Raw genomic sequence first — 11733 nt, 5'->3', positions numbered from 1 at the left:
CTAGTTTAGTATACACTTTTTTCGATAAATCCCTACCCTTGAGGAGTGATGCCAAGCTTACAATGATAATGGTTAATGATATGACTATGAAATCCGGTGAATTCTAGAGCAATCGTGAGATTGTGTTTAGTTTATTGAGGGAGGTTAGTTTAATAAGGAATGATAAAGTATGTATATAGATAAACATTTGGGGTGTGATTGAAACGAATAACAGGCTATTAGAAATATATGTTGGATGGGAAGGTAAACTAGATAATGACGACTGGTAAGATGCCGGGCTCGTAAAATCAAAACGAAAGGGAAAGTATCGAGTAGTTATATTCAACAACGAACCACTTAAAAATTTGCTAAAGGGATGGATAGAGTAATTTTATAAATCGAAACAAGACTTCTGACAAAATGTGTGGGTCCGTTTTGCTTGCAGCCAGATTGTTAGCACAGCACCATGCGTCACAAATATCAAAGGAGGCAAAACATTATGAAAATCATTGTTACCATATTTATTCAGAACAGCTGGGATTTGTAAAAAAACAAGACGTTCCAATGGGGAAATTCAGGTGGATCACGCTTGTTTCTCCCGAAGCTCATGACGGTACCGGGCTTTTACTCGAACCGAATGAGCATCCTGCCGCACAGGAGTATCAATAGAAGATATTTGCCGAGGGCATCCCGGCAACAATGTTTGGCGTTGCAGATATTCATAAAGAGTACGAACGATTATTGGAAAACGGTGTGAAGTTTACTATGGAGCCGACAAAAATGGGTGTAGTCACAATAGCTGTCTTCGACGATACATGTGGCAACCTTATTCAGATTTTGCAGCAGTAACTTTATGTAGAAATAGATGTAACCTAGTTCTAAAAGACTTTATTGGTTTGTTTTAAGTTGGGTGAAGTGCTTTAATCAACAATTAAACAGCTTTATGTTAACCCTGTCCTAATTTTAGGACGGGGTTATACATGTTTAAGATATTGTTCTCATTCTGCAATGGAAATGTACCATCGTGGGTCTCCTAAAATAACGGGTGCGTTAGCTGATTAAGAAACATAAAAGATGTAAACGGGATTAATAATTAATTCTTATAACTTTATAGTAATTCAGTATTTTACTGAATCGCAAAAAAACGATACAATTTTTGGTATAATTACAAATATTTTAAAATGGGGGGGTGTCTATATAAATGTAGAATCAATTTTTAAAGGCCATTTCTTCTTTCTCATTTCATAGTCAAATGAGAATGGAATGATCTAATTATTGACATATTGTGTGATGAGGCTATTAATTTTTCGTTCAAGGAGGGCAACATATGAAAAAGTTTTTTGCTTTTCAAGTATTAATAGCACTGTTTATTGGAGCACTTATCGGTCATTTTTTTCCTGTAATTGGCCAATCCTTAAGGCCAATTGGCGACGCTTTTATTCATCTTATTAAAATGATTGTTGTGCCTATTGTTTTCACCACTATCGTCATTGGGTCATCAGGCGACGGAAACATGAAAAAAATGGGTTCATTAGGACTTAAAACAATTATTTGGTTTGAATTTATTACCACTCTGATCCTAGGTTTAGGTCTTATACTTGTTAACATTTTAAAGCCCGGTGCCGGGCTTAATTTGTCCCACCTTGCTCAAAAGGATATCACACAATTAAATGAAAGCGTTACCAAGGTTGTCGATTTTAAAACGATGCTTGTTAATATCATTCCAAGCAACATTGTTGATGCGATGGCAAAAAGTGATTTATTAGCTGTTATATTCTTCGCTATTTTATTTGGTGCAGCTGCTGGAGCAATTGGCAAAAAGTCAGAACCCGCAATGAAGTTTATGGAATCAGTTGCAAATATCATGTTTAAACTGACACAAATGGTCATGGTAACGGCACCGATTGGTGTACTCGCTCTCATGGCAGCCTCTGTAGGTCAGTATGGCATTGCCCTTTTAATCCCTATGACAAAGTTGATTGGGGTTGTGTATCTTGGGCTTGCTATAGTAATTTTTGTTTTATTCCCAATAATTGGTTGGTTATTGAAGATTTCTTACTTTAAAGTGTTTCGAATGGTATGGGATTTGTTCCTTATCGCTTTTTCTACAACAAGTACGGAAACAATTCTGCCTCAGTTAATGGAACGAATGGAAGCATACGGTTGTTCGAAACGCGTAGTTTCATTCGTTATTCCTTCTGGGCTATCACTGAATTGTGATGGTTCGACATTGTACCTTTCAGTTTGCTCTATTTTTTTGGCACAAGCATATGGCATCCCGATGGACTTTGGCCAACAGTTGATTGTAATGGGGGTTCTTGTTGCAACCTCAAAAGGAATTGCCGCTGTTCCATCCGGTTCACTAGTTGTCCTTTTAGCTACCGCCTCAGCTGTAGGACTTCCTGCAGAAGGCGTCGCAATTATTGCAGGAATTGACCGTGTGCTGGATATGGCACGTACTGCTTGTAATACTCCTGGACATGTTCTCGCTTGTATTGTGGTTTCGAAGTGGGAAAAAGAGTTCCGTCAGGGAGAATGGAAAGCTCAAACAGAACAGTCAAGCATTCGGCAGGTGCCACCAACATTCTGATGATACGTTAAGCAGCATCATTACATCAGAAGAATGGGGAAAAGCAATGATACAAGTAGCAAGGACCTGATATTCTCGCCCGGTTGAAAGTCATGAGGATGGGGTGTGAATAGTCATCTTGAAGACTTTTAGACATTGATCAGGGAAAACGTTAGTGAAAGTTGAGAAAGAAAGTATTCCTTCACTAACAGCTGCGTTAGCTTAAAATCGGAACTGCCTTTTAAGGCAGTTCTTTCTTTATGGAATTAAATGGGCAGGAAGTTCAGGTACAGGGAACAGTTCGGATGGACTTGAGGAGAGCCACTTCATGGTCTGTAAGAAGTCCTTCGAGAGAATTTGAGGGGAAATGGTCATCATTAGTAAAGTTCAATGGCAATCTTAAAAAGCATTCAAAACAGAAAAAGTAGTCTCCGATTTGCCTGAAATTTTAATAAATCCTCTTTTCGATTAGAAAATGAAAGAGGATTTTTTTATCCTGTAGAAGTCTACTATGGCAATCTGTTGAGCAGATGTAATGAGTGCGAACGCATAAGGTCTTTATTAGTAAAAATTGATGAAGAATATGGGACTCCTTTAGCAGATGCTTACTGGGATAAAAACTTAGCATCGGGAGTTACAATAGCTAGTTATTTTTTGCTTTATTTAAAGAATATTAGTGGTTTCAAATTATCTTAAAGTTGCCAATTCCTATTACTATGTCCTATTGGTGTTTTACGGCTTTTAAAGACGGTACAGCGAGAATCTTTAGGGATTTTCACTGTACCGTCTATAATTAAGCAGAGCAAAAATAAAATCTCTTAAGTTTTTTATGGTATATTAGAATTTTTTTGGGGATATGGCTGTATATAGAATCCATCCGTTTCTGACCATTCTCCATATAGGATATCCTCAATTGTTTTATAATTTCTTTTCTGAAGCCCTTCCAGAAGCCATTCTTTTGATTTTTTCACGGATCGAAGCTCTTCCTCTTTTATTTTGCCTTCCTCAATTACTAGGATAGAAGGGGCTTCATCCCCAGGATTAAGGCCAAGCATTTCTGGTGTGACGCTTCCTGTCTTGGTATGAAGCTTTACACTGATGTCCCCGCCAGGCTCAAGATATAAATCACGCACTTCCCGGAGAGTAAACACACCCTGTTTCCGTAGCATGGTTCGAACCTGTTCAATATCCAGATGATTTTTTTTCATTTGTTTTATGTCCAATTCGCCATTACGAATAATCAAAGAAGAATGTCCTTTGAGCAATTTTTTCATGCGATCACTTTTTTGAGCGCAAACCTCTATGATATAAACGGAAATTCCCCAAAGGCAAATTGCAAATAGAATCTGCCAAATCGACACTTTTTCATCGTAGATGCCTTCTTCTAGAATGCCGCCTAATACTAAAGCGTAAATAAAATCAAAAGGGGTAACTTGAGACATTTCTTTTTTTCCAAGAAGTCTTGTCAAGGCCAGGAGTCCAACCAGCCCAATCACCAGCTTTATTGCTATTTCCAGATAAATCATTTTATCACCTCACCTTTTATTCCTTTTCTCCCTTTTAACAATCATTTAAACCAAATTGTACCTGGTATTTATTTTCTGCAATTATTTTTGAAGTCAACATTTGTGGCGGGATTATCAACCAGTGAAAGTAAAGTTTTTATGGAGCTAAATGAATTTTTCTTGAAGTGAAAAATATGCTTTGAATGAAGAACAAGCGGAGGTAATTGCCCTATTGGAGTTTTACGGCAATTAAAAATAAAAGCAGACGGTACAGCGGGAATCTATAGAGATTTTCACTGTACCGTCTATTTTTAAATGAACATAAGGTTGTTAAATTGCATATTAATTACCAATTATTTTTCAAAACAATTTTTCCTATCGCCTTGCCTGACTCCATATACTCATGAGCTTTTGAGACTTCATCAAACGTGAACATGTTTGGATCCACAAGCGGGCGCAGCTTACCTTCCTCCACAACCCTGGCAATCTTCTTCAAAATTTCTCCATATTGCTTATGCATGTCCTTATTTAATATCTTCAACAACATAAATGTAACATGTAAAGAAAGTCCCTTTGAATGCACTGGGGAGAGGTCATGAGTCGAACGGGCAGCAATGGCTGCTACCGTTCCATGTACCGCAGCCGCTTCAAAAGAGCGATCAAGGTTTTCCCCACCTACCGTGTCAAACACAACGTCAAATCCTTTTCCGTCTGTATATTTTTGTACATAGTCGTGTACGCTTTCTTCTCGATAATTGATCGTTACATCTGCACCAAGGCGCGTGCCAATCACCAGCTTCTCTTGCGAAGAGGCAGTTGCATGGACTGTCGCGCCTCTCCATTTGGCTAGCTGAATGGCAATATGGCCTACACCGCCGGTTGCTGCATGGATCAGTATATTTTGTCCAGGGACTAGATTTGCCCGATTAAATAATGCTTCCCATGCAGTAATGGCAACTAGTGGTAAAGCAGCGGCTTCTTCCATCGTCAAATTTTTCGGCTTGTGAGCAAGTAAATCAACATCTGCAAGCATGAACTCTGCAAGTGCACCGCCAGTCCCTTTAAAACCGCCCGCACATCCAAACACTTCATCGCCAACTTTAAACTCAGTCACTCCTTCACCCACTGCAGATACCAAGCCTGCAACATCACCATGTAAAACGGCTGGAAACTCGGGGGCAACGGCTGGAACTGCACCAGCACGGACCTTCGTATCAATAGGATTTACACTTGTAGCCCTGACTTGAATAAATGCATGTCCAGGTTTTAATTCGGGTTTTGAAACCTCTTCAAGCTGAAATACGGATGGATCGCCAAAAGATTGAATAATTTGTGCTTTCACTTTAGTCACTCCTATTTATTTTTATGGGGAATGTCTCATTACCTATGCATGTTAAGGATCGTAGGGAATAGCGCGAAAAGTAAGAATATTTAGTCTTAATCAATGATACTTTATCTACTATAAAATTAAAAGTTACGCACATTTTTTAAAAGGGAATTTAAGAGAAGTTCTTAAATCATTAAACTATTAATATGATTGTTATTACTAATATATCAGTGATGGTAGCGCGAAGGTTGAGCATATAATTAAGTGCAGTTTTATATCTCTATTGATTGAAGAGTGAGCTCCCGTATAGGCGGCTTTATTTTATTGATCCAGAAGGTTTTTATCTTCATAAATAAGCTGAAAGTCCGATATAAATGGTGAGTGAAATGTTAAAAATCTATAGATTTTAGGAGATTACAGAATTGAAAATTAAAACGAGGATGATAACTACAGTATCCATTCTTATTGGAACAATTCTAATACTGGGGAGTTTTGCTGTTTATGTAATAGATGCATCATCTGAAAGGAATTCTACACTTCAGGATAAGTTGGAAATTCAAAAGATTGTTATTGGAATTCAATATCGCCTGGCAGGCTTATCAAATGATGAAAGGGCATTTATCATAACCGGGAATAAACAAATGGCCGAAGGGATGGAAGAAAAAGCAAATGATGTACATAAGAAAATCGAAAAAATCAAGGAGCTTAATAAGGAAAAGAAATACAGTGAGAGTATAAATAAGCTAGAAGAAAACTTTGATGATTCTTGGGAAATGAACCAGCAGGTAATTAGGATTTATAAAGAAGATCCTGAAGGTGCTAAAAACCTGCACTTTGGAGAAGAAAGAACTCTTAGGAAAGAAGTGCTTGATCCTTCAGTGGATGAATTGGTGGAAGCTCTTCATGCTGATGTTTCCAATATCCAATCGTTAAATGACCGCTATTCCCAGTTGAGCAGGGAAGCCTTTCTCTTCCTGGCTATTGCTTCATCGATAGTTGGGATTGCGTTAAGTGTTTTACTATTAAGGTCAATTCTACTGCCACTAGGTAAGTTAAACCGCCAATTAGAGGAAATAGCCACAGGTGATGCTGATTTGACTAAGCATATGGAGGTTACAGGCAATAATGAATTTGGTCAACTGGCTAAATCGTTTAATACCTTCGTGGACTCGCTTAGACAAATGATTTCTCAAATTGGCATATCATCTGAACAAGTGGCAGCTGCTTCTGAAGAACTGTCGGCCAGTACCGAACAGTCCATAGTGACATCGGATCACATCTCGGAAACGATGCAAGCGATAACTCAAAACAATAGTGAACAAAGCCGATTGACAGTTAACAGCCTAAAGGCGGTTACTGATTCACTAAACAGCATCATTTCGGTAGCTTCGAATACATCAAAGGTAGCAGAGGTTTCATCAAATATGACAGGGCAAGCTGAAAGCGGTGAAAGCTCAGTAAAAGAAATGCTCGAGCAGATGAAATCCATCAATCTGTCTGTAGACATGGCGGATAAAGGAGTCACCTCATTAGTATTTAGCGCGACACAAATTAAAGAAATTTCCACTCTAATTACTGATATTTCAGGTCAGACGAATTTACTTGCATTAAACGCTGCAATTGAGGCTGCTAGAGCCGGGGAGCATGGCAAAGGATTCGCAGTTGTTGCGGAAGAGGTCAGGAAATTGGCCGATCAAACCAGTCAATCTGCAAATAATATCCATAAGCTTGTTTCGACCATCCAAAATGAATCAAACGAGACCGTCAATAATATTCAAATTGTAAGAGATAATGTGGACTCTGGAATCAAGCTTTCAGAAGAAACGGTTACAAACTTTGAAGAAATTTTACTATTCATTGAGCAGGTGACATCCCAGATTCAAGAAGTGGCAGCAGCTACCCAGTTTATAAAGAATGGTTTCGAAGAACTGCAGCAAACCATAGAAATAATTGCTGAAGGGTCACAGGAAACACTAGCTGGCACTGAAACGGCAGCAGCTGCAAGTAAGCAGCAACTGGCTTCCATTGAGGAAGTTTCGAATGCAACCATTTCCTTGACCAAATTGGCGGAGGAATTGCAGGAGATGATTTCTCGTTTCAAGGCTTAACTAAAAAAAATGCCCCAAAGCGATTAGGTTTTGGGGCATTTTTTAGGTTCCACAGTCCATCTCTAAACTTTGATCTGAATTTGGTTAAATGCTGGGATGTCCCCGGTAAAAATCGCTAAACCCAAAGTTGAACAAAGACTAGAAGGGGATAAGGTGAAAAAATCCTTTATAGCTGATTAAGTGACTCGTTTATAATAGAGATGCCAATGAAACATAAATCATAAGGTGGTTAAAAAATTGAAGTGGGAAAATGTTGCCTACAGAATTACAATATTCATTGTAATACTCTTTCTTAGTCCGTATCTTGATAGAATGGGTAACTCATATTGGCTTAATTTATTGTATATTGTAGTTCTAGTTTTGGTCATTGATTTTACTTTATCTAAAATCAAATTCCTTCAGAAATCTGTAACAAAAAAAGTAGGCTGGCCGATTTTGATCACAGTATGTATATTCGTAGGTGTTTTACATAATTTAATCAACTAACAGGGGCTTTACTTCATTACCAGGAGCTGATGAGCAGCTCCTTTTCTTATGCAATGATATGGTAAAATGAGTAAAAAAGGAGGGGCAATATAAAAGTGATTCTTCAAGCAATGATAGGTTCAATTTCGATTCATGCAATCTATGTAGTCGTTATGATGTTAGTCGGTTATATAAAAACAAAAAACTATAAATCGGATATTGAGAATGCATGGGGAATGGTAGAAAACCTTCAAAATGAGGTAGAGTTTGTGAGTGATACGCCCAATCATTTTTATGTATTATCATTTTTAGGAGTTTCAGTAATATGTGGAATTGTAATTTTATCGTATGAAAAGTTAATGAACTAACGGGGTATGTTATTTTAGCATGAATAACGTGAAAATGACCTTAGTGATTAAAGGGGGAGAAGGATGGAAATTCGTTCAGTGAAAGGGTCAGATTACTATGTCATATCGCCGCTGATCAATGAGTGGTGGGGCGGAAGGCAAATGTCTGATATGTTACCGAAATTATTCTTTGATCATTTTACAAATACAAGTTTCATAGCCGAAAAGGAAGGGAAAATAGTCGGTTTCTTAATAGGGATCCTATCTCAATCTCAATCTGAAGAGGCATATATTCACTTTGTCGGAGTGCATCCTGAATACAGAAAAAATGATATCGGAAAACATTTATATAATCGATTTTTTAAGGTCGTTAATCAATATGGACGCAATGTTGTCCGTTGTGTAACGTCTCCGGTCAACAAATCTTCAATTGCCTATCATACTAAGATGGGATTTGAAATGGAAGCGGGAGATAAATTCATTGATGGTGTTTCAGTCCACTCTGACTATGACGGACATAATCAAGATCGAGTTTTATTCATGAAACAGTTATCAATGAACTAAGGTCGACCAGAAAATTCGGTCGACCTTTTTTATAGAATCCGCTAAGGCAGGACTAGCTAAAGCGTTTATTATTCATTGCTAATGATGCCTAGAATAGCACTTACAATACCTGTTCTTTGTAATATTTCTTTTTAGGACCTTAATTATCTAATCTGCTCATTGTATGCCCCTTCATGATTGATTGGTAGTTTCGGTGATTTTCTTCTTCTTAGGCAGCTCTTCTTTTATGGTCCTATAGGAGCAGGTTAGTTCAACGAGGATAAGATATAATTTGGATTAATATACAAAATTTTAATGAAAATAGAAAGGAAGCATGAATATGACAGAAATGATACCACTGACATCGGGGAATTTGGAGCTATGTATCGAACTTTACATGAACGTTTTTAATCGTGAACCATGGAATGAAAGATGGACATATGAAACGGCTAAAGAGAGACTTTCCGACTTATTGCATACGCCTAAATTTCTTGGCTTTTTATTTCATGTTGATCACCATCCTGTTGGTTTTGTTGCTGGAAATAGTAAGGTGTCTTATCAAGGTTTAACGTATTATTTGGCAGAGCTTTGTGTGAATAATGAAATGCAAGGCAAAGGGCATGGCTCAAAAATGCTTCGATCTTTAGAAGCTGAACTGCAGAAGAGAGAGATTAAAAGTCCTAATGACGGGCTCGCAGAAGCATTTTATCTGAAAAATGATTATGTTGTAAATGAAGATAGGGTGGTCATGAAGAAAAATTTATTTTGAAAAATAGTCAAGGGATGTGATGGAACATTGTCGAAATCTGTAAAGCTGTATCAATTAAGCCGAAAAGTACATAAATGGACAGGATTGATTTTATCCATTTTTTTTATGTTCATCGCAGTCACGGGTCTCGTGCTTGTTTATATGATACCACTCGGAGTGGCTGATGAGTTACGGACGGGGAAAGAGGCGAGCCCGGATCAAGCGATACCAATGGAGAAGGTCGTATCCATTGCTGTGTCTCAGGATCTTCCAGGTGCGGACTCGGTTGAAGATATATTTAGAATCGAATATAGACCAAGTGCAAATGTGTACCAGGTTCGCTTTAATAACGGTCAAGGTGTTCAAATGGATGTAAGTACGGGAAAAGTGTTATCCACAAATCCAGATTACTCGACTTTCCTCATTACTCTGCATGATGGAACCTTCTTTGGCGATTGGTATAGATACACTATCCTCACAATGACTGGTTTATCCTTAATCCTGCTGTCATTTTCCGGATATTACATGTTCGGGTATCCTCTCTATAAGCGTCTAATGGCGAATAAAAGGCAATCTTAATATGAGGTGGTAGAGTGTTTATAAAAGGTTTGAATCACTTTTTATTTTCAGTTTCCGATTTAGAGAGTTCCATAGAATTTTATCAAAAAGTTTTTGATGCAAAATTATTAGTAAAGGGAAGAACCACAGCCTATTTTGATTTGAATGGAATGTGGGTTGCCCTGAATGTAGAAAAAGATATTCCCCGTAATGAAATAAGCCAATCATACACACATATAGCATTTTCCATAGAAGAAGCCGACTTTATGAACATGTATGAGAAACTAATCGGATTGAATGTAAAGATCCTGTCAGGACGTCCAAGAGATGAAAAAGATAAGAAGTCCATTTATTTCACTGATCCAGATGGCCATAAGTTTGAGTTTCATACAGGTACTTTACAAAATAGAATAGATTACTACAAACAAGAAAAAACACATATGGAGTTTTTCGACTGATAAGTAAGCTATTTTCAAATGAAAAGGGGAATGTTCATGAAAACTATTGGGCTTATTGGCGGCATGAGCTGGGAGTCATCGTTAGAATATTATCGGATCATCAACGAAGAAGTAAAAGCCAAATTGGGAGGATTGCATTCAGCCAAGTGCATTTTATATAGCGTGGATTTTGAAGAAATCGAACGCTACCAAGCTGAAGGGGATTGGGAAAGTTCCGGCAAATTATTAGGCGATGCAGCTCTGTCTTTGGAAAAGGCAGGTGCCGAAATGATTGTAATTTGTACAAATACGATGCATAAAGTGATTGGATATATTGAAGAAAAAGTCAGTTTACCGATTTTACACATTGCTGATTCAACGGCAAAACAAATTCAAAAGTCCAAAATCAGTACGGTTGGTTTACTGGGCACTAAATATACGATGGAGCAAGACTTTTATAGAACACGAATTGAATCTAATGGTATCAAGGTCCTGCTACCAAATGATGAGGATAGAAAAGTCATCAATAAAGTAATTTATGAAGAATTATGTTTAGGGGAAATTCAACAATCATCAAGGGATCATTACAAAAAGGTAATCAAGGGGTTAGTGGATGATGGAGCGGAAGGAATAATATTAGGCTGCACAGAAATTGGATTACTAGTAAAACCAGAGGATTCAGAAGTGCCATTATTTGATACAGCTGTAATACATGCCATTGAATCCGTTAATATGGCAATGGAAAAATGAATGAATGACATTGTGCTTCAATAAGGAAGGTTGCTGCGGCAGCCTTTTTTTTGTGCTTAATAAATAGTTATTATCTCTCCATTCCATTCACCTTTGCTTGGTTACATTACTTTCAGGTCATTTAATACAGTAGAACACTTTTGAATTTATATTGCAGTAAAGGAGAAGGTTGGATTTGATTAAGATTGATACAGTTTTTTCATATGTTCTTCTCGGTGTGATTGTTTTTTACGCCTTGGAGTTGGTAGCTGTCGGGTCAGGTTTCGGGATACTTGTTGGCGGCAGTTTTGGTTTACTTTTATATATAGCCAATCATATTAGTAAAAATCAAAAAACAATGGGCAATACGGAAGAACCTGATGACAAGCAATAAATATTAATATACTAGGATCTAGGG

11 protein-coding genes and 2 pseudogenes are annotated in these 11733 nt (G+C 37.6%); 11 read left to right on the top strand and 2 right to left on the bottom strand.

Annotation, left to right across the window (positions count from 1 at the left end):
* Positions 1-269 precede the first annotated feature (269 nt).
* The 3 genes and pseudogenes from ACIQ0C_RS23760 to ACIQ0C_RS23750 all read left to right on the top strand — a co-directional run.
* Positions 270-368: pseudogene (locus tag ACIQ0C_RS23760) on the top strand (transcriptional regulator); the annotation flags it as partial.
* 175 nt (positions 369-543) lie between these two features.
* Positions 544-828 (top strand): annotated as a pseudogene (locus tag ACIQ0C_RS23755) (VOC family protein).
* Between the two features lie 478 nt (positions 829-1306).
* The gene (locus ACIQ0C_RS23750; protein ID WP_403064572.1) at positions 1307-2569 is read left to right on the top strand and encodes a dicarboxylate/amino acid:cation symporter; all 1263 of its coding nucleotides are present in this window, start codon (positions 1307-1309) and stop codon (positions 2567-2569) included.
* An 806-nt stretch (positions 2570-3375) separates the two neighbouring features.
* Here ACIQ0C_RS23750 and ACIQ0C_RS23745 read toward each other — a convergent pair.
* Together ACIQ0C_RS23745 and ACIQ0C_RS23740 are read right to left on the bottom strand one after the other, a co-directional pair.
* Positions 3376-4074, bottom strand: a complete 699-nt coding sequence (locus ACIQ0C_RS23745; RefSeq protein ID WP_403064569.1) for a DUF421 domain-containing protein — start codon at positions 4072-4074, stop codon at positions 3376-3378.
* Positions 4075-4399: 325 nt separating this feature from the next.
* Positions 4400-5395 (bottom strand): zinc-dependent alcohol dehydrogenase family protein, encoded by a 996-nt coding sequence (locus ACIQ0C_RS23740; RefSeq protein ID WP_403064566.1) that lies wholly within the window; start codon positions 5393-5395, stop codon positions 4400-4402.
* Positions 5396-5802: 407 nt separating this feature from the next.
* Between ACIQ0C_RS23740 and ACIQ0C_RS23735 the strand changes: the two genes are divergently transcribed.
* The 8 genes from ACIQ0C_RS23735 (at position 5803) to ACIQ0C_RS23700 (ending at position 11709) form a co-directional block, all read left to right on the top strand.
* Complete coding sequence (locus ACIQ0C_RS23735; RefSeq protein WP_403064563.1) at positions 5803-7488, top strand: methyl-accepting chemotaxis protein; 1686 nt, start codon at positions 5803-5805, stop codon at positions 7486-7488.
* A gap of 581 nt (positions 7489-8069) precedes the next feature.
* On the top strand, positions 8070-8321 hold the full coding sequence (locus ACIQ0C_RS23730; protein WP_403064560.1) for a hypothetical protein: 252 nt from the start codon (positions 8070-8072) through the stop codon (positions 8319-8321).
* A 63-nt stretch (positions 8322-8384) separates the two neighbouring features.
* Entirely contained in the window at positions 8385-8864 is a 480-nt protein-coding gene (locus tag ACIQ0C_RS23725; RefSeq protein WP_403064557.1) for a GNAT family N-acetyltransferase, read from the top strand.
* Between the two features lie 319 nt (positions 8865-9183).
* Positions 9184-9612, top strand: coding sequence for a GNAT family N-acetyltransferase (locus ACIQ0C_RS23720; RefSeq protein ID WP_403064554.1), 429 nt, complete (start codon positions 9184-9186; stop codon positions 9610-9612).
* A 27-nt stretch (positions 9613-9639) separates the two neighbouring features.
* On the top strand, positions 9640-10170 hold the full coding sequence (locus ACIQ0C_RS23715) for a PepSY domain-containing protein (RefSeq protein ID WP_403064551.1): 531 nt from the start codon (positions 9640-9642) through the stop codon (positions 10168-10170).
* 14 nt (positions 10171-10184) lie between these two features.
* A complete protein-coding gene (fosM, locus tag ACIQ0C_RS23710) occupies positions 10185-10607 on the top strand; it encodes a FosM family fosfomycin resistance protein (RefSeq protein ID WP_403064548.1) in 423 nt (140 codons plus the stop codon).
* Positions 10608-10643: 36 nt separating this feature from the next.
* Positions 10644-11336 carry an aspartate/glutamate racemase family protein gene (locus ACIQ0C_RS23705; protein WP_403064545.1) on the top strand — a complete coding sequence of 231 codons (693 nt, stop codon included), beginning with the start codon at positions 10644-10646 and terminating at the stop codon, positions 11334-11336.
* 175 nt (positions 11337-11511) lie between these two features.
* On the top strand, positions 11512-11709 hold the full coding sequence (locus tag ACIQ0C_RS23700; protein WP_403064542.1) for a hypothetical protein: 198 nt from the start codon (positions 11512-11514) through the stop codon (positions 11707-11709).
* Positions 11710-11733: the final 24 nt, after the last annotated feature.

The sequence above is a fragment of the Peribacillus sp. NPDC096448 genome (genome assembly GCF_044762675.1).
GTDB classification, from domain to species: Bacteria; Bacillota; Bacilli; order Bacillales; family DSM-1321; genus Peribacillus; species Peribacillus frigoritolerans_B.
This window is presented reverse-complemented; position numbering and strand designations above follow the sequence as displayed.

What these genes read in the sequence shown, in the direction of transcription:
- ACIQ0C_RS23750 (WP_403064572.1), top strand. Translation starts at nt 1,307, where the DNA reads ATGAAAAAGTTTTTTGCTTTTCAAGTATTAATAGCACTGTTTATTGGA.
- ACIQ0C_RS23705 (WP_403064545.1), top strand. Translation starts at nt 10,644, where the DNA reads ATGAAAACTATTGGGCTTATTGGCGGCATGAGCTGGGAGTCATCGTTA.
- ACIQ0C_RS23720 (WP_403064554.1), top strand. Translation starts at nt 9,184, where the DNA reads ATGACAGAAATGATACCACTGACATCGGGGAATTTGGAGCTATGTATC.
- ACIQ0C_RS23725 (WP_403064557.1), top strand. Translation starts at nt 8,385, where the DNA reads ATGGAAATTCGTTCAGTGAAAGGGTCAGATTACTATGTCATATCGCCG.
- ACIQ0C_RS23745 (WP_403064569.1), bottom strand. Translation starts at nt 4,074, where the DNA reads ATGATTTATCTGGAAATAGCAATAAAGCTGGTGATTGGGCTGGTTGGA.